16 protein-coding genes and 2 pseudogenes are annotated in these 17,748 nt (G+C 64.0%); 6 read left to right on the top strand and 12 right to left on the bottom strand.

From position 1 onward, the window contains the following. Positions 1-279 precede the first annotated feature (279 nt). On the bottom strand, positions 280-1,341 hold the full coding sequence (locus tag ABN273_RS16860; protein WP_502911047.1) for a site-specific integrase: 1,062 nt from the start codon (positions 1,339-1,341) through the stop codon (positions 280-282). Here ABN273_RS16860 and ABN273_RS59485 point away from each other — a divergent pair. The 3 genes from ABN273_RS59485 to ABN273_RS16850 are packed head-to-tail and all read left to right on the top strand — an operon-like array spanning position 1,222 to position 2,650. Continuing rightward, positions 1,222-1,857, top strand: a complete 636-nt coding sequence (locus ABN273_RS59485; protein ID WP_502911046.1) for an integrase core domain-containing protein — start codon at positions 1,222-1,224, stop codon at positions 1,855-1,857. The genes ABN273_RS16860 and ABN273_RS59485 overlap by 120 nt on opposite strands. Continuing rightward, positions 1,779-2,111, top strand: a complete 333-nt coding sequence (locus ABN273_RS16855; RefSeq protein WP_349449784.1) for a hypothetical protein — start codon at positions 1,779-1,781, stop codon at positions 2,109-2,111. The genes ABN273_RS59485 and ABN273_RS16855 overlap by 79 nt, the downstream gene beginning before the upstream one ends. After that, positions 2,081-2,650 (top strand): transposase, encoded by a 570-nt coding sequence (locus ABN273_RS16850; RefSeq protein ID WP_349449783.1) that lies wholly within the window; start codon positions 2,081-2,083, stop codon positions 2,648-2,650. The genes ABN273_RS16855 and ABN273_RS16850 overlap by 31 nt, the downstream gene beginning before the upstream one ends. Before the next feature lie 417 nt (positions 2,651-3,067). Here ABN273_RS16850 and ABN273_RS16845 read toward each other — a convergent pair whose 3' ends face one another. The 5 genes and pseudogenes from ABN273_RS16845 to ABN273_RS16825 form a co-directional block, all read right to left on the bottom strand. Beyond that, the gene (locus tag ABN273_RS16845) at positions 3,068-3,784 is read right to left on the bottom strand and encodes an HAD family hydrolase (protein WP_349449782.1); all 717 of its coding nucleotides are present in this window, start codon (positions 3,782-3,784) and stop codon (positions 3,068-3,070) included. After that, a complete protein-coding gene (gene truD, locus ABN273_RS16840) occupies positions 3,781-4,800 on the bottom strand; it encodes a tRNA pseudouridine(13) synthase TruD (RefSeq protein WP_349449781.1) in 1,020 nt (339 codons plus the stop codon). The genes ABN273_RS16845 and truD overlap by 4 nt, the downstream gene beginning before the upstream one ends. Next, positions 4,787-5,326 (bottom strand): GMC family oxidoreductase, encoded by a 540-nt coding sequence (locus ABN273_RS16835; RefSeq protein WP_349449780.1) that lies wholly within the window; start codon positions 5,324-5,326, stop codon positions 4,787-4,789. The genes truD and ABN273_RS16835 overlap by 14 nt, the downstream gene beginning before the upstream one ends. Positions 5,327-5,534: 208 nt before the next feature. Continuing rightward, a pseudogene (locus tag ABN273_RS59480) lies at positions 5,535-6,371 on the bottom strand (GMC family oxidoreductase); the annotation flags it as partial. A 758-nt stretch (positions 6,372-7,129) separates the two neighbouring features. Then, on the bottom strand, positions 7,130-7,315 hold the full coding sequence (locus tag ABN273_RS16825; protein ID WP_349449808.1) for a hypothetical protein: 186 nt from the start codon (positions 7,313-7,315) through the stop codon (positions 7,130-7,132). Here ABN273_RS16825 and ABN273_RS16820 point away from each other — a divergent pair. Further along, positions 7,287-7,490 (top strand): annotated as a pseudogene (locus ABN273_RS16820) (transposase); the annotation flags it as partial. The gene ABN273_RS16825 and the pseudogene ABN273_RS16820 sit on opposite strands and share 29 nt — an antisense overlap. A 139-nt stretch (positions 7,491-7,629) precedes the next feature. After that, the gene (locus ABN273_RS16815) at positions 7,630-8,688 is read left to right on the top strand and encodes an IS110 family RNA-guided transposase (RefSeq protein ID WP_349449778.1); all 1,059 of its coding nucleotides are present in this window, start codon (positions 7,630-7,632) and stop codon (positions 8,686-8,688) included. A 342-nt stretch (positions 8,689-9,030) separates the two neighbouring features. Here the strand turns inward: ABN273_RS16815 and ABN273_RS16810 are convergent, their stop codons facing one another. The 3 genes from ABN273_RS16810 to ABN273_RS16800 are packed head-to-tail and all read right to left on the bottom strand — an operon-like array spanning position 9,031 to position 11,522. After that, positions 9,031-9,834: an ABC transporter permease gene (locus tag ABN273_RS16810; protein ID WP_349449777.1), complete on the bottom strand. Its 804-nt coding sequence runs from the start codon at positions 9,832-9,834 to the stop codon at positions 9,031-9,033. 9 nt (positions 9,835-9,843) lie between these two features. Further along, positions 9,844-10,599, bottom strand: coding sequence for an ABC transporter permease (locus tag ABN273_RS16805; protein ID WP_349449776.1), 756 nt, complete (start codon positions 10,597-10,599; stop codon positions 9,844-9,846). After that, positions 10,599-11,522: an ABC transporter ATP-binding protein gene (locus tag ABN273_RS16800; RefSeq protein WP_349449805.1), complete on the bottom strand. Its 924-nt coding sequence runs from the start codon at positions 11,520-11,522 to the stop codon at positions 10,599-10,601. Before ABN273_RS16800 ends, ABN273_RS16805 begins: the two co-directional genes overlap by 1 nt. Before the next feature lie 184 nt (positions 11,523-11,706). Between ABN273_RS16800 and ABN273_RS16795 the strand changes: the two genes are divergently transcribed. Then, positions 11,707-13,353: a carbamoyltransferase C-terminal domain-containing protein gene (locus tag ABN273_RS16795; RefSeq protein ID WP_349449775.1), complete on the top strand. Its 1,647-nt coding sequence runs from the start codon at positions 11,707-11,709 to the stop codon at positions 13,351-13,353. Positions 13,354-13,690: 337 nt separating this feature from the next. Here ABN273_RS16795 and ABN273_RS16785 read toward each other — a convergent pair whose 3' ends face one another. From ABN273_RS16785 to ABN273_RS16775, 3 genes are all read right to left on the bottom strand, one after another. After that, a complete protein-coding gene (locus tag ABN273_RS16785; protein ID WP_349449774.1) occupies positions 13,691-15,019 on the bottom strand; it encodes an FAD-binding oxidoreductase in 1,329 nt (442 codons plus the stop codon). Further along, entirely contained in the window at positions 15,019-16,245 is a 1,227-nt protein-coding gene (locus tag ABN273_RS16780; RefSeq protein WP_349449804.1) for a condensation domain-containing protein, read from the bottom strand. The genes ABN273_RS16785 and ABN273_RS16780 overlap by 1 nt, the downstream gene beginning before the upstream one ends. 99 nt (positions 16,246-16,344) lie before the next feature. After that, positions 16,345-17,637, bottom strand: coding sequence for an aminotransferase family protein (locus tag ABN273_RS16775; RefSeq protein WP_349449773.1), 1,293 nt, complete (start codon positions 17,635-17,637; stop codon positions 16,345-16,347). Between the last annotated feature and the right edge of the window lie 111 nt (positions 17,638-17,748).

Raw genomic sequence — 17,748 nt, 5'->3', positions numbered from 1 at the left:
GGGGAGCCGGACGGATCGGAAACGAGCAAGCGGTCGACGATACCATCGGCGCCTGGCCAATCTGCCGGCCAGGCGCCGTGACGTGGTCGTCGAGCTGTCCGCGGCGGCCCCCATCGCGGATTCACTCATTTCCGAACGATCATCACTGGTCCGCTTTTAATCCGTAGGTTCCGGGTTCGAGCCCCGGGCGCCCTACCACCTGCACCTGCGGTTCCTTCCCTTATGGGAAGGTTTCTTGCTGATCGTGAGACACATGTGGGTCACACCTGGGTCACTTGGTCAGGCCGCCGCCTTCCAGAGGTTGCGGGCAGTCCTGCGCGCCTTGCCCAGGACCAGCCGCGCGATCGCCTGGGCTGAGCGGTGATACACCTCTGGCAGCACCGAGGTGTAGATGTCGGAGGTCACCACGATGCTGCCGTGTCCGAGCGTGCCCTGCACGACCCGCAGGTCGGAGCCGCAGGCCAAGGCGAGGCTGGCGGTGCAGTGGCGTAGGTCATGCAATCGGATCGGGGACAGACCGCTCGCGTTCACGAGGTTACGGAACCGGACGGTGAGATAGTCCGGCCGAAGTGGAGATCCGTCCACCCGCGTGAAGATCGGGCCCGTTTCCCGCCAACAGTCGCCCAGTCGCTGCCGCTCGGTCTGCTCGTGACGGCGCAGCAAGCGAACGGTTTCCGTATCCAGGGCGATGATCCGCTGGCTGGCGGCGCTTTTCGGCGGGCAGACGATCAGCCCGGCGTCGGTGTGCACCAGTTGCCGGTTGACGGCCAGTTCCCGCCGGTCCAGGTCCAGGGCGATCCAGCGTAGCCCGGCTGCCTCTCCGCGGCGTAGCCCGCGCAGCGCGATCAACTGCCACAGCACGTGCAACCGATCGTGTCGGGCGAAGGCGAGGAACTCGGCCAGTTGGTCGGCGGTCCACACCGCCACCGTCGGGTGTTCGCCCTCGCGCCGCCAGGCGGCCACCCGCCGGTCGGTCCACACCTGCGGATACGGCCGGGAGGACGCGGGCAGCCGGATCATGCGTGCCGGGTTGAAGGCGATCAGGCCCTCACGCGCTGCGGCGTTCAATGCCGCGCGCAGCGTGGCCCGGATCCGGTGCAGGGTGGAGGGCGCGATCAGCTTGCCGTACCTGGTGCGCCGCCCGGCGAGGGCCGCGAACATGCGGCCGATGTCCCGGGTGGTCAGCTGGGCCAACTCGATCCGGCCCAAGTACGGGATCAGATGCAGGCGTACATGATCGGCGTAACCTTCGAAGGTGCTGGGCCGCAGTCCCTGCTGCGTCTGCAGCCAACAGCGCAGCCATCGCGCCGGCGCATCCGCGTGCTCGGCACCACCGCTCACCCGGCCGCGAACTGGGTCATCCAGGCGATAAAGAACCTGGTAATGGATCTGGACGATGCAGGCTGCCGGGCGCGCTTTCTGCTCCGAGACCGGGATGGGAAGTTCCCGGCCCTCATGGATGAGATCCTCGCCGAGGCCGGCATCAAGACAGTCCTCACCGGCATCCGGATGCCGCGGATGAACTCGATCATGGAGCGGTGGGTGCAGTCGTGCCGTCACGAGCTTCTCGACCGCTGCCTGCTCAGGAACCAACGCCACCTGCGGCACGCCCTGCGCGAGTACGAACTGTTCTACAACCGGCACCGAGCCCATCAAGCCCTGAACCAAGCCGCCCCGCTACGCACCGTCCCGAACCCCGATCAAGGATCCAGAGCGAATCACCGACCTGAACATACGCCGACGAGACCGGCTCGGCGGCATGCTTCGCGAGTACTCACATGCCGCTTGACCTGCACGGATGGAATTTTCGGCAGGCGCGGGGTGCCAACACCGTCGCCGACCACATTCGCGTGCTGAGCGAGGCGATCACGCAGATCCCCGACGCCTACCGGGCCAAGATCTGGATCCGCGTCGATGGTGCGGGCGCCACCCATGACCTGGTCGAGCACATGAAGAGCCTGAACACCACCCGGCGCACGGTCCGGTTCACCGTCGGCTGGAAGATCACCGATATCGATGAGGCCGCGATCGCCAAGCTTCCACCAGCGCCTGGCAGGCCGCTGTCTGCCAGGACGGCCGGGTGCACCCGCACGCTCACGTCGCCGAACTGACCGGTCTGGACGAACGCGCCACGGCCTGGGGCGTGCGCCTGCTGGTGCGCCGGGTCAAGCCCTCGGCCCGTGATGCCCGCCGGCTGACGGAGCTGGAGAAGCAGACCGGCTGGGAGTACGCGATCATCGCCACCAACCTCGGCCCGCGCGGCCTGCGTGGCATCGGCGGCAGCCACCACGTGCATTTCGTCGATGCCGTCCACCGTGATCATGCCGAGGTCGAGGACCGGGTGTGCACGAACAAGGCCATGGGCCTGCGCAATCTGCCGTCGAAAACGTGGAATGTGAACCTCGGGTGGGCGCTCGCCGCCAACCTCGCCGCCGACATCGACGCCTGGACCCGCCTGCTGGGCCTGCACGACGATACCGAGCTGGCCCGCGCCGAACCGCAGACGCTGCGCTACTGCCTGTGGCACCTGCCCGCCCGGCTGGTCTGCCACGCCCGCCGACGCACCCTGAAGATAAGCAGCACCTGGCCCTGGAAGAACGCCTTCCTGACCTGCTGGCAGCGCCTATCCGCCCTGCCGGCGCCCACCTGACCGGCATGAACGCATCCCACTGATTCCGAAAGGAGTAACCGGGTCCCATCCGCGGCTCGTGGAACCGCCGCCCGCCGAGCGTCTCGGGCAGGCCGCCGTGCCACCTGTCCGCAATGAACAGGATGATCAGGCACAAACCTTCATCAGCCGAAACTGATCAGGAGGGACGGCCACCCCGTGAGCCATCGAGGCCGACCTGCGCGATCAGGTTGAAAAAGCCTCAGCCTTCCCGAGGCACATTTGCAGGACCCAAGCCGTCCTCATTAATTTCAAATATCGGACGATATCGGCATTAAAGTTAATGAGATCGCTTCCGTGATATCCGTTGGACGACAAGCTTGAATAAGGAGCCGACGAGCACAGGCTTACGCCTGTGCTCGTCGGCCTCTGAGGCGGGGGCTGTTCGAGGCGAAGAGATTACTTGCAGGCCGTGCAAGTTCTTTTAGGCGTTCTCGACTCAACCTTATCCCGCCCCAAACCAGATGGCCGCGGCACTTCACTCCAATCGGAGAATATCATGTCAGCGCCACTCAGGCGATATCGCTTATGCGTGGTACACAACGCGATGCAGGGAATGCCTGCTGCCCGAGCAGCCGCAATGCCATGCGGCGCGTCTTCGATGACGACGCAATCAGCCGGCTCGATGCCCAGCTTGGATGCCGCGTACAAGAAAAGGTCCGGCGCGGGTTTGGCGACACCGTTCACATCTGCCGATGTGAATATCGGTCCAGGGAAACCCGCCCGCAGGTCTGTTGCTGATAGTGCTATATCAAGCAGGCTGGGGTCCATGGATGTTGCTGCGCATATGTCGACTACGGCAGCAGCATGGCGGACGAAATCCAGGGCCCCCGGAATGTAGTTTACTCCCTGGCTCAGAAGTTCGGCCATGATCTCCCAGCGCTCAAGCAGTAGAGTCGACGGGTCATCAGGCAACCGGTAATGAGCAATTACCGCGGCAATGGCCTGCTGTGCACCGAGCCCCGTAAGCTGGTGCTTGAGTGCTTCACGGTTGTAATCGTGACCTCGGCGCGAGAGTAATATTTTCTGTGCTTCGTCCCAGATGGTCTCGGTGTCCAAGACGACGCCTTCGAGGTCGAAGATGAACGCCGAAGCGCCGTTGATCGGATCCTTCATGCGATCTGTAGGGCGAGTTGTCGAATAGCGGCAGTCGCGTACGAGCCGGATGGCAGAAAGAAGCTAAGCTCGACCCTTTTCCGCCCCTGAAAGTACTCGTCGTCTGCGCGGCCAGCCACTTCGATAACCGTCTGTGCCACGGTCGCACGCACCGACGCGGAGCGTGCCGCGACATGGTCTTCGAATGTGTATCGCTTGATTGGCAACTCATACTTTGCCGCAAGTATGCTCGCAGTCGCGCTGGTATTGTCCAAATAGGTGAAGTCAATTCCGTCGACGGTCATCCGGTGGATTCCCTCCATCGCAGTCGCATCGACAAGACCGGCGAGCTCGTTGTTCCATATGAATGAAGCATAGGCAGCCGGAAAGAACGACCTTACTCGATCGTCCAGCTGGAAGAAGAAGTCTTGACTGGTACCAGACCAATTCGCGGCAAGTCGACTCTCCGGCGAGTTCAGCTCGATCAGTTTCTGCCTTGCGTCGTCCCAGTAGCCATCTGTCATGGCGGCACCAACGAGGTGTGAGTGATGCGGGCCACCCGGTACGCCGAAACGCTGGGTGTCGAAATAGTTGAGGAACATGAAGTTGATTTTCTTGCGCGCAAAAAAGCCGTCGACGTGGCGCTCTTCTAGGTTGCGCAGTATGATCTTGAAGCTGTTTCCCTCCATCTGTCCGACCCGCAGGGCGGCGTTGCCGAATCCGTAGGGCTGTACGTAATACCAGCGGTAGCTTTCGCGAACCGCCAAACGCTTGGCGGCGGCAACCGGGATCGCGATTGGAATCGATATCAGTTGCTCTGTGACACCGTCTTCATCCTTGAGACCACAATAGCCCACCGATCCCTCAGGGACGCCGAGTTTGTCAGCAATCCCGCGTACCGCCTCCATCGTCGTGTAACCACATTTGCGGAGCAACCAAAACTGATGTGTCGCTGCTTCTTGTTGGACGAGCCGGACCGCAACGCACTCGCGGACTAGGAAGTCTTCTGGAACATGCTTTACTTCAAATCGTTTCAACGATCCGCTCTCTCTGTGCGATTCCGGAAAGCGATCTGGCCAGATGCTCGCCGATCATGATGCAGGTCAAGTTAGTGTTGGCCCGTACAGGAAAAGGAATGATCGACGCGTCCGCAACGCGGAGGCCCTCCATGCCGAAGACTTGGCATTCACTGTCCACGACGCCAGTCGCGGCACTCGACGCCATAGCAACGATTCCGCTCGGATGGTGCGCGGTCTGTAGTCGCCTTGCGATATAGCGATCCAGGCTTGCATTATGCTCAAATGACAAGTCGTCAGCATTCACAATGCCTTTGATGAACGGAAGAACTCCCTCGTCGTCTGCGATACGTCGGGCCAGCCGTAGACCCTCGCGGAGGCGGGCTCGATCGGATGCCGCAGAGAGATGGTCGAGGTGCACCAACGGATGCCGATGGGGATCCCGGCTGGCCAGTCGTACGCTGCCGCGCGACTCCGGCCGCATCAGATTCGCGGTAATCACGAAGGCGTGGCAACCCTTTTTCAGGAGAAGGAAGGTACGGCGCATACTTATTCAGCTCGACATGGTTGAGCAGGCAAAGCTGCATGTCGTTCGTCATGCTCGATTCGTGAGCGCGGTACCGCAGGACGACTTCGGCGCAGGGTGCAGAGGGGTCGACGGCGCGCTGCGCCGAGGCAAAGATGAGCGGCACTTGTGAGTGATCCGCGAGATTCCGGCCAACAGCGGGAAGGTCGGCGGCGACGTTGATCCCGAGCACATGAAGATCCTCGGCCTGACCGATGCCCGAGCGGAGCAGAATTGCCGGACTGCCGAACGCTCCAGCTGCGATCGTCACTTCATCTGCACCGATTTGGCGTTCCTGCCCATCGGTAATTACTCGCACTCCGACTACTCGTGATCCAGCGCATAGGACCGAGTCCACGACAGTGTCCGCCATGACTGTGAGGTTGGCCCGGTGTCGTGCCGGTTCCAAGAAGGCTTTCGCGGTAGAGATCCGGCGTAGTGAACTATCTACGTTCAACGGAAGAGGGCCGGCACCAGTACTACCAGGCTCGTTGTGGTCGTCGACTCTGCCGAAGCCGGCACGCCGACAAGCTCCAAGGAACGCCCGAGACAGCGGAGTCACCTGCTCGCTTGCCATTCGAGCAATTGAAAGCGGACCGTGGCCACCGTGGTAGCTGCCGACATAGTCGAGATCGCTTTCTATGGCGACGAAGCTTTTGAGCACAGCATCCCACGACCAGGTCATATGGCCAGACGGCCAGTTGTCGAAGTCCCCGGGTTCCGGCCGAAGCGCGATGCATGTGTTGATGGCAGAGCAGCCGCCGACGATTTTACCGCGGGGTAGCCAGAATTCACGCTCACCGGGACCCTGGGCGGTATACCCCCAGTCATAGGACCCTAATGACGATGTCCGCCCATCCTCGAGCTCCGACGGGAGGGCATGCCCGTGATAGTCCGGTCCGGCCTCGATCAATAGGACGTGACGGTCAGTCCACTCTGCCAGTCGAGCAGCGATCACTGCGCCTGCTGAGCCAGCACCAGCGACTATGTGGTCAAAGAATGTTGATGGGCCTGTGGCCACCCGCATGCCTCTCTCCCTCGACCGCTGGTGGATTAAGGCAACTCTATTCGAGGTCCAACACACTCCGGCTCCTGACAGCCGCCAGGGTCGCGTCAGGCTCGGCTAATCATGCGTGTCGACACGCGTCAGGGCCCCGGCGTTCCCGGGTTCTGATGCGATATGGGGCGACTGTCCAGCGTTTCCAATCGGGACCGGCGTGGCTCGCGACTGTGGTGTCTCGACCGAGCTGAGTGCCAGCACGGTCGCGTGAACGCTGTGCCGCGCAGGATTGATGCCCAGGTCGGATCAGCTAGAGCGCTGCCTCCTGCCAAGTGTTAGTACCTCAGCACGCCGACAGGCGGGCACGCTCGGCGTGAGCTGCATCGACGAGAAGTGGAATGTGATGCGCGCGCTCCCCTTGATGGATTCACAACTTTGCTTGGCGCTGACCGCGGAAAGAACGGGCCATTGGCTCTCTGTCCCCTTGCTGTTCCGTGCGTCGCCGCCGAGCCTGTCGGCCGCCAACGTGGGACAGGTAATTCAATCAGTCACGCTCGGGAGTCCGGCGCTGTCCAGCCGAATCGGGTTCCCTCGCGGCGTCATGCACCAAGAGCGGCAGCCGGCAGAATGCGACTTCGGCGAGTTCACTGCGCAGGATGGGGAAGCTGGATTGAGACTCGAGGCGGCGGCGGTCCACGATAGCGAATCCTCTTTGGATGCCACCGATATGTCGGCCCGGTTCTGCTCACCTGTCCCTCTCGCGCGGCTGACGGTGGTGTTGCTCATCACCGCCGGGCGAAGGGAGCAGCACAGTCATGACGAGCATTCTGCAGGCCGAGCCGATCGGCAAAGTCGTGGTCGGCGTGGACACGCACAAGTATGTGCACACCGCGGCCGTGGTTGATGTCGTGGGCGGCCTGCAGGCCAGCATCAGCGTCGCTGCCGATCCCGGCTTCCTCCGGCACCACCATCCGACACCGCCTCAACCGGGGCGGCCACCGCCAGCTCAACGCAGCGCTGTATCGCGTGGTCATCGTCCACATGCGCTTCCACCAGCCCACCATCGACTACGTCGCTCGGCGCACCGCGGACGGCAAGACCAAACAAGAGATCATCCGCTGTCTGAAGCGCTACCTGACACGTGAATCAACCTCAGCCAAGCAGGCGTAGCGAACCCTGGCCGGACCCCATACAAGACGTTCTACGGTGTCCTGAAAGAGGCGGCACGCTGGCTGACCGGCCAGGGCGTGAGCCACGTGGCGATGGAGGCCACCGGGTCTACAGCATGCCGGTCTACCACTCCATGATCGAACACGGCCGGTTCACCCAGGTGCTGGTCTGCAATCCCGGGCACGTCAAGAACGTACCCGGCCGCAAGACCGACTATGCCGACGCCGAATGGCTGGTGCAACTGCTGGAATGCGGGCTGCTGAACGCCTCCTTCATTCCCATTACGCAAGTCAAGGCCGCTCGGGACGTGCTGCGCTATCACACCAAGGTGGTGCAGCAGCGCACCTCGGAGATCCAGCGGCTCGGAGCGGTACTGCAGGACGCCGGGATCAAGCTGGACTCGGTGGCCTCCAGCATCGCCACCGTCTCCGGCCGGCACATGATCGAAGCGCTGATCGACGGGGAACGTCGCGGTGCGGACCTGGCCGAGCTGGCCCTGGGCAATATGCGCACCAAGATTCCCAACCTGTCGATGGCCTTGGAGGGCCGCTTCGACGAGCATCCTGCGCTGATATGCCGCCTGCACCTGGAACATCTCGACCTGCTCGATGCGATGATCGCCGAACTTGATGTGCAGGTCGAGGAGATGATGGTGCCCTTTCGTGCCGCCCGGGAGCTTCTGAGAAGTATTCCCGGGATCGGGTCGATGGCCGCCGCCCAGATCATCGGCGAGATCGGCGTCGCGCCGCAGGAGTTCTTCGCCACCGCCGCCAAGCTCGCCGCCTGGTCGGGGCTGGCGCCGGGAAACCATGAGTCGGCGGGCAAACGCAAGTCCGGACGACGCCGTCACGGCAATCAGCACCTGCAACCGGTCCTGGTCGAGGCCGCCTGGTCGGCCGTGCGACATACCGGCTACCTGCGCTCGCTTTATCACCGGCACGTGATGAAGAACGGCGGCTACCGCAGCGGCGTGGCCAAGAAGAAGGCGATCGTCACCGTCGCCCACGCCATGATGATGATCGTCTGGCATGTCCTGGCCACCGGCACGCCCTACGACGAGCTCGGCGAGGACTACTTCACCACCCGCAAAGACCCCGAGAAGGAAACGCAGCGGCTCATCACCAGACTCCAAGCCCTCGGCCACAAGGTCACCCTCGAACCCGCGGCCGTCTGACGGCTCACCCACCGAACCCTGACCGATGATCGCTGGCCAGGGTTCGCTACCGCCTGCTTGGCTGAGGTTGATTCACGTGTCAGGCTCTACGACCATAAGACGGCTGTCCGGAATCTCCGTGGCCCCTCACGATGAGCGCAACCGCTCATCGATCATCGATAACACCGGGGCCCTCCCCCTGCGCGATGTCCTGAGCTTGGAGTGGTGATGGTGATCAATATGCGTACGCGCGTCTTAGGCGTGATCAGACCAAGGAGCCCCGTGCCGGAGACCTCGTGGCCGGCGTAGCGGCGGTAGATCGACCTTCTCCGGCGACGGCCGGCACACCAGCGCCGTCATCCGCTACGAGCACAACAACCGCTGGATCCGGCGCGAGGCGATCCACAAGCCCGCGACCATCATCACCAGCAGATACAGCGCATGCCCCAGCAACCCCCACGACACCAGCCCCAACGCCAGACCCCGCACCAGCTCCACGGCGTGATAGAGCGGAAGAGCAGCCACCAGCGCCTCCACCGCCGCTGGATACCCGCCTACGGGCGCGAATGTGCCGGAGAACAGGAACAACGAGAACTGCCCCACTGTGATCAGGTCGAGATCCTGCCAGCCGCGCATCAGCGTCGACACGACCATCCCCACCGCGCCGAACGCCATCCCCACCAGCAATGTCGCCGGGAACGCCGCCAGCGCCCACCAAGGATCCGCCAGCCCGAACATCACCGTGATCACCAGGAAGATCGCCGTGTAGAGGGCACTGCGCACCATGGCCCACGCCAGCTCACCGAACGCCACCTCGATCGGCTGCACCGGCGTAGCCAGGATCGCATCAAACGTCTTGGAGTACTTCATCTTGTAGAAGAAGTTGAACGCCGTCTCAGCCAGCGCCCCGTTCATCGCGGACGCCGCCAGCATCGCCGGAGCCACGAACACCGCGTACGGCACCAGCGCGCCGTCGTCCATCTGGATGTTCTTCACCAGCGCACCCACGCCGACACCGATCGACAGGAGATACAGCAATGGCTCGAAGAACCCCGCCAACAACACCAGCCAATACGACGCGCCGCTCCGCAAAGCCCCCAGGTTACGGTTCATCACCGCACCCACCCGGCTCGCCGACACCTGTCGCGCCACTAGCAAAGTCACCATGACGCCCACCTAATCCTGAAGCCGTCGACGGAACGTGAGCGAAGCCCACCACCACCCGGCGGACCCATAGGCCACCAGCACCCCTACGTGCACGAGCCACGGCCATGACGTCGGCAGACCCAGCATCGCCGCCCGGCACAGCTCCACCGCATGCCACAGCGGTGACACGTACGCCGCCACGCGCAGCCAGCCCAGCTGCTCCACCGGGAAGAAAACCCCAGAGAACAGCGTCGCGGGAATCATCACGAACCGGAACAGCAACTCGAAATAGCTGTCGTGGTCGACCTTGGCCGCGAATGCCGTCACCGGAGCCGCCGTCGCCAGCGCCAGCAAGGCCGCCAGTACCGGCGTCATCACCACCCACGGCGAGGACAACCCCACCCCGACCGCGACGACCACCAGGAACACCAGGACCGCGATCTCCACCCGAACCACGAGGTAGAGGAACCAGCCTCGCAACAGGTCCCCGATCGACACCCGCGTCGCGAACGCGGCGTGCGCCGAGCGATAGTCCTTGAACGCCGCCATCACCGAATACGTCGACTCGCCGATCATCATCTGGAACGCCGTCGACGCCAGCACCCCGGGCACGATCCACTCAACGTAAGAAAAGCCCTGTATGTCGCCCACATACCGCCCTACCCCCAGCCCGATACTGACCAGGAACAGCAACGGCAACGCGAACGACGCGAACACCGACGTCCGCCACAAACGCTTGTACACCACCATGTTCCGCTCGAACACGGCTATCGTCGGATGCGCCATCAGTCGACCAGGGTCCGGCCGGTCAGGTGCAGGAACACATCCTCCAGTGACGAACGCCGAATCAGCACGCTGGAGGGCGTCAACGCGCGCCGATGCACCTCATTCACCGCCCCGTCGCCGTTCTTCGCATAGAGCAGAATCCGGTCCGGCAACAGGTCGATCCGATCCCCGATCCCATCCAGCTTTTCCACATACGTCGCCAGCTCATCCGTCCCGAACCGCAGCTCCACCACTTCGGGGGAGGCATACGTCTCGATCAGCTGCCGCGGCGACCCCTCCGCGACGATCCGCCCTCCGTCCATCACCACCAGCCGATCACACAATTGCTCGGCCTCGTCCATGTAGTGCGTTGTCAGCACCAACGTCGTGCCCTGCTGCTTGAGCCGGAACAACCGCTCCCACAACAGATGCCGCGCCTGCGGATCCAGCCCCGTCGTCGGCTCATCGAGCAGCACCAGCTCCGGATCGTTCACCAGCGCCCGCGCGATCGTCAGCCGCCGCCTCATCCCGCCCGACAAGGGCGCCACCTTTGACGACGCCTTCTCCGTCAGCTGCGCGAACTCCAGCAGCTCGACGGCCTTGGCCCGCGCCTGCGCCCGTGACAGCCCGAAATAACGGGCATACGTCGTCAGGTTCTCCGTCACCGTCAGATCCAGATCCAGATTTTCCAGCTGCGGGCATACCCCCAGCCGCGCCCGGATCGCCGAACTCTCCCGCACCGGATCCCGCCCGAGAATCCGTAGCGACCCCGCCGACGGCATCGACACACAGCCAATCATCCGCATCGTCGACGACTTCCCCGCCCCATTGGGCCCCAGGAACCCGAACGCCTCCCCCGGCGCCACTTCCAGGTCGATCCCCGCCACCGCGGTGAACTCCCCGAACCGTTTGACCAGGCCCTGAGCCTGAATAAGCGATTGCATGGACACACACTAGATCCTACGCACAGACATGATCTCAGAGTCCCGCCACACTCCTGTCCGATGTCAGTACCGGGTCGACGCGTCGATCGATAATCTGATTCCCCGCGCCACAATGCTCTGTGGTTGAGTCTTCCTAGCCGCCGAACCTGCCGTCAAGTCGTTCGCGACAGGCATGCGAATCGAAATGACCGAGAACGAGCGCAAATCCGTTCACCGTCGTTCGTCCGCACCCATTGCTATCAAAGGAATTGGTATGCTGATCTTGGCTATGAAGGAAGGCCATGACGGAGGCATCGTCGCAATCGAAGACGGCAAGCTGTTGTTTGCCCTCGAGGCGGAAAAGGACAACTTCCCGCGCTATGACAGGTTGACCGCCGAGGTCATCACCAGGGGCCTCGGTCTGGTGGACCGCCAACCGGACGTCGTGGCGCTGGGAGGCTGGATGAAAGGGTTCTCCCTTGCGAACCCGCCCTCGCGCACAGGATACTTCGGGGTCGGCGAGAGATCCACTTCCGACGAAGAGGGCAGGCTCTTCGGCAAGAAAGTCAGGTATTTCTCCTCCACCCACGAACGCTCGCACATCTATGCCTCGCTCGGTATGGCGCCGCCAGTTCCTGGCAAGGAATACTACGCGCTCGTCTGGGAAGGTCATATCGGTTCGTTCTACCGCGTGGATGCCAAGGGCGAAGCCACGCACCTCAAACAAGTGATGAGCGACCCCGGGAGCAAATACGCGTATCTATTTGCGCTGGCCGACCCAGCACATCCCGGCGGTGCCGTATTCCGCTTCAACGACGCCGGCAAGCAGATGGCGCTGACCGGTTTCGCCGAGGACGTTCCGATTACTCAGCAGGAGCGAAAGACCATCGAATATATCCTGAAGCAGGAGCGGGTTTTCTCGTCACTGTCCAAGGCAGACATGTCGTGGTCGCACGTTTACAACAAAGGCATCGAGTCGCAGGAATACAAGAACATCGCCAAGCGACTATCCGATGCGATTTTCCACGCTTTCTATGACTACGCCGAGGAGAATCTCACTGAAGGTTTGCCGCTGCTGATCTCGGGCGGGTGCGGCCTCAACTGTGACTGGAACAGGATGTGGCGTGAGAGCGGCCTGTTCGAGTCGGTGTTCGTTCCCCCCTGTCCAAATGACAGCGGTTCCGCGCTCGGCACGGCAGTCGACGCCCAGTGGTACTACACCGGCCAGGCCAGCATTGAGTGGTCGGTGTATGCGGGCGAGGAATTCGTGGAAGACGTCCAACCAGACCCGGCCAAGTACCTCGTACGCCCGCTGGTCGTCAGTGAAGTCGCCGAGTGCATCGAGCGCGGCGACATCATCGGCTGGGCACGCGGACGCTATGAGTTTGGGCCCCGCGCCCTGGGCAACCGCTCCATCTTGGCTGCACCGTTCACCGAGGAGACCACGGTCCGACTGAACAGGATCAAGCGCCGCGAGGGTTACCGCCCGATCGCGCCCATCGCGCTGGAGTCCGACGCACCGAAGTGGTTCGCCGGGTCGGTTGTAGACCCGTACATGCTGTACTTCAACCACGTGACCTCCGACGACCTCAAAGCGATCACCCATGTCGACGGCACCGCGCGAACTCAGACCGTGACACGGGACCGCAATCCAGGCATCGTGGACCTACTCGAGGCGTTCCGCGACCGCACCGGCTTCAGCGTTCTGTGCAACACCTCGCTGAACAACAACGGACGCGGCTTTATCAACCGCACCAGCGATCTCATCAAGTACGGCGAGAAACACGGTCTTGACGGCTACGTCATCAACAACAGCTTCGTCACTCCCCGCCGTCCGCGGACCGGGCAGTAGGGTCACCCCAGCTGAACGCTCAGGCATCCGCCACGAGATTTCCCTCTGTGATGTCGGCGGCCCGCTCGGCCTCCGCCCGGCCGCCGGCTCGGGTCGGGGGCCTGCTGGTGAGCCGGACCGGCTGCCGGCCACCTACCGTCGTGCCCAGGGCATGGCCTACTTCCACAGCTGCTATTTCGTAGGCGATGACCCACTGTGGAGCGTCAACCGACGCCTGCCAGGGCATCGACCACACCTAAGCCGAGCCCGGGCCCTGCACGCCTACCCCCGGTCACAGCACTAGCCATGCACCCTGGCCGGCTGCTTCACAGCCAGGGCACGCCGCCGGAAGCCAGGTTCACTGCACGGGGGTACCCAGGTAACCGGGGAATCGCCCCTCCGGATCACGGACGGCCCGGATCCGCTGAAGCCTGGACCAGGCCGCATTGGACAGGATTCTGTCCGGGCGGACGGTGAAGTCGCTGTCACCGAGATAGCAACCGTCCGAGTACGGCGACAACCTGTTCATAGTGGAGTCCAACCAGGAACGGCACCTTTCGTCGTCGGCCGGGCTGCGGCCGGCTACATACGCGGCGAAATACAGGTCAGGGCGAAGCGAGACAGCCATGTCCGGCAGCTCTCGCGACGTTTGCGGGCTGAAGTCACTGAGAATCACGGACGCTTCCGGCGTGGGCAGGTCGGTGAAGGCCGCCACCAATGCGGGCACCAGTTCCGATGCCTCCCCGACGAGGTAAACGTTGTCCACGAAGTAACGAAGGCCCGCGGGGCTGCTGTCTGACTGCTCGGCAAACAAAGCACTCATCGCCGTCGGCTGAGCAGCCGTGGACTTCAACGCTCTGTCGGCCACTGGGCACGTCTCCAGTGCGGCCAGCGCGGACGGGCCGCCGTCGAAGGACACCCCATCGATGATCACCACAGGAGAGTCGAAGCCGGGCGGAGTGGCTCCGATGGCGAGGAACCCCACAGACGAATCCACGTCGCGCCGTACAGAGTGGAACCAGGTCAGCACCTCGGTCGCTACCTCAGCCGGGTAGACGTAGGTGGATCGGGTCAGGCTCCGGTGGCGGGGGCGAGTGCGCAGCCGGAATTCGGTGACCACACCGAAGAAGCCGGGGCCCGACCCGCGCGCCGCCCAGAATAGATCCGCGTTCTCCGTCTCGGAGCAGCGGACCAGTTCCCCGGATGCGGTGACCACGTCCATGGATTCGACCGACTCCACGGCCCAGCCCCCGCCGCGGCAGCTCAAGCCCATCCCGCCCTGCAGGAGAAAACCGCCCATGCTCACGGTGGGATGGTGTCCGACGGCGAAGAACCGGCCGTGCGCGGCGAGGAACGGGTCCAGGTCCAGTCCGCTGCGTGCCGCCGGGCCGACCGCGGCGATTCCGGTGCCCGCGTCGTAGTGCATCCCGTTGAGCGAGGCCAGGTCGATGAGCAGCGCGTCCTCGCGCAGCGACCAGGCGGCCCAGCTGTGTCCGCCGGAGCGGACCGACACCTTCCACCCCTCCGCGGCCGCCAGTTTCACCCCGGCCGCCACGTCGGCGGCGTCAGCGGCACGCAGCATCGCAGCCGGGCGTCGCGAGGGCCTGCGACCGTTGAAGATGTTCGCAAGCGCGGCGTCAGAGAAACCGACGTCGCCGCTGTGCCAGAAGGCGCCGGTGAAGCTCATCAGCGGCCATCCGAGACTGCGAATCGTGCCGCCACGTCCACGATGGTCTCAACGGCCTCCGTGGTGATCAGGCTTTCGTCGTAGTGCACGACCAGGCGCGGGACCGCCTCATCCAGCCACCACGCGAAGATGAGGGGGTCCACCAGGCCATGACCACCCGGTGCGGGCAACTGGACCGGCTCAGCCTGCGTTCCCGCCAGAGGCGAGCCCTGGAAACCCTCTCCTGACTGATCGAGTGTCACATGGGCCCCGTTTCCACCGATCGAGGATGTCAGGTCCAGGCCCCAGGACCGTTCGACGGTGTCGAGCGGGAGCGCGTATTCGAAGACGTCGAGGCTCTGCCCGAAGACGTCGCGGACCGTTTCCAGCGGCCCGCCCGGTTCGCCGTCGAGATGCATGGGGACGCGCTGGACGAATTGTCCGAGCGTCTTGGCCGTGTGCGGCAGAGCACGCCCGTGGTGAGCGACACTGACCCCCACACTTGAGGCACCGGTCGCCTTCTTCATGCCCGTCAGAATGGCGGAGGTCACCACCACGAACGGCGTCGCCCTGGCATGCCTCGCCAGATCCCGTACCCTCGAGTGCGCGTCCGCCGGCAGCGCACGACGCACGATCTTCAGCGCGGGCTCGCTCTCCGTCGCGTCGGCGATCGGCAAGGGGGGAGAGGCGGTTCCGAACCTTTCGGTGTACGCAAGCCAGAACGCTCTGCGCTCCTCCCCCCATCGGCCGGCGAACTCCTGCCGGAGCAGCGAGGCGAACTCTTGATAAGAGTCGGCGCCCTCGGTTTCGCAGCTGATCCGTTCACCGGCGACCGCACGCTCGTAGAGCTCGCCCAATTCCGCTACGAGAAGGTTCCACGAGGTGAGGTCGGTGATGAGGTGGTCCAGCGCTATCCCGAACAGATGCCGCCGGTCGTCGCGCTGCACGACAACGGCGCGCGACAGACCTATGGCGTCGAGGCTGAAAGGAGCCCCGACAAGGGTCCGGCGCATCGTCTCGAGCGCTTCATCGTCCGTATCGGCCGTGTGGAACTCCACCTCGGTCAGCACGTCTTCGTACGTGCACGCCTCGTCCGGTGAGACGTACGCCCTGCGCATGACGTCATGGCGCAGGCACAGGACGCGCCACGCCGCACGCAGAGCCGCGAGTTCCAGCCCTCCGGTCAGCCACGCCGCGGAGTAGACCAAGTTGTGCCAGTGCGCGTAGTTTCCGGCCAGCCGAGCCATCTCCACGAACGATGTCGGACCTCGCGTGGCCTTACCCCAGCCCACCAGCATTCCTCTTCCTCCTCAGATCAGGCATTACGTTCGGGCGCGGTGGCGACTTCAGCCGAGCGTGGCGATGGCCCTGCTGAGCTTGTCGACGAGTTCGATCGACTCGTCGGTGGTGATCGTCAATGGAGGCGCGATGCGCACCACGCCGCGCTCGGCGCGCACGAGAAGGCCGTTGTCCATGGCCCCCGTCGCGATGGCTTCCGCCGACTCCGGCGAGTCGGCCTCAATGGCGATGACGAGGCCCAGCCCGCGGATGTCAGCGATCTTCGGGTGCGCTCGGAAGGCATCGAGGCCTGACCGGATTCCGGCACCCTGGGCCGCCGCGTTCTCCACGAGCTTCTCTTCGGCCATGACGTCGAGCACGGCTTTCGCGACTGCGGCGGCGACCGCGTGCCCGCCCGTCGTATGCCCGTAGCGCAGCCCCTGGGCGACCGGGGCGTTCCTGAACGTCTCCTTGATCGCCGTCGTGGCCGTCACCGCGGCGAGCGGGACCAGCCCGCTGCTGATCCCCTTGCTCGTGACGACAATGTCGGGAGTAATCCCGTCATGGTCGAAGCCGAACATCCGGCCGGTACGGCCGAAGCCGGTGAATATCTCGTCCAGGATTAGCAGCGTCCCGTGCTCATCGCACAGCCGCCGGAGCCCGGCGAGGAACCCCTCGGGGAGCACAGTGCAGCCGCCCAGCCCCAGCAGCGGCTCGACGATGACCGCCGCGGCCGGCGTCCCGCTCTTGAGCGCCTGGGAGAAGAGCGCGAGCAGTGCGTCGGCGCCTTCCGTCGTGCGCAGCGCACGAGGCACCGCGGGCAGCGCCACGTGGTCGACCGGGAACCGGTTCGGCCAGTCGTTCACGGTGAACGGCAGCCTCGACAGCTCCTGACCGAGGGCGGTGGTGCCGTGGTATCCGGCTTCGAAGGAGATGATGCGCTCGCGATTCTCGCCGAGGTGGCGCCAGTACTGCCAGCAGATCTTGAGCGCCGCCTCGATCCCCTCAGAACCGCTGTTGACGAGGCAGCTCTCATTGAGATCGCCTGGCATGATCTCGGCGAGCCGCCGTGCCAGAGTCTCGGCGGGCTGATGAGAGGCGGCCATCGGATCGTAATGGGCGAGCCGCTGCATCTGGTCCACCGCGGCGTCGATCAGTCGAGGATGCCCGTGGCCGCACGACACGTTCAGCACACCTGAAATGCCGTCCAGGTACCAGGTGCCGTCCGCGCCGCGTACTCGGCATCCGCGCGCCTCGGTGATCTGCAGATCAACCTGCTGGGTGACCGGCGTCCAAGGCCGCCAGAGGGAACTCGAAGAAGTCGATCGGCTCATGGCGTTGCCCTCCGTGAGTCTGGTCATCGGGAATTGCCGTGCGAGATGGATTGCAGAATTCGAACCGGTTCGGTGTCGATGACGCGAAGAGGCGGCCGGCCCCAAGACCGGATGTGCATTGCTGGCAGCCTACGAGGC

This window comes from Nonomuraea sp. B19D2, assembly GCF_040137845.1.
Classification (GTDB): domain Bacteria; phylum Actinomycetota; class Actinomycetes; order Streptosporangiales; family Streptosporangiaceae; genus Nonomuraea.
This window is presented reverse-complemented; position numbering and strand designations above follow the sequence as displayed.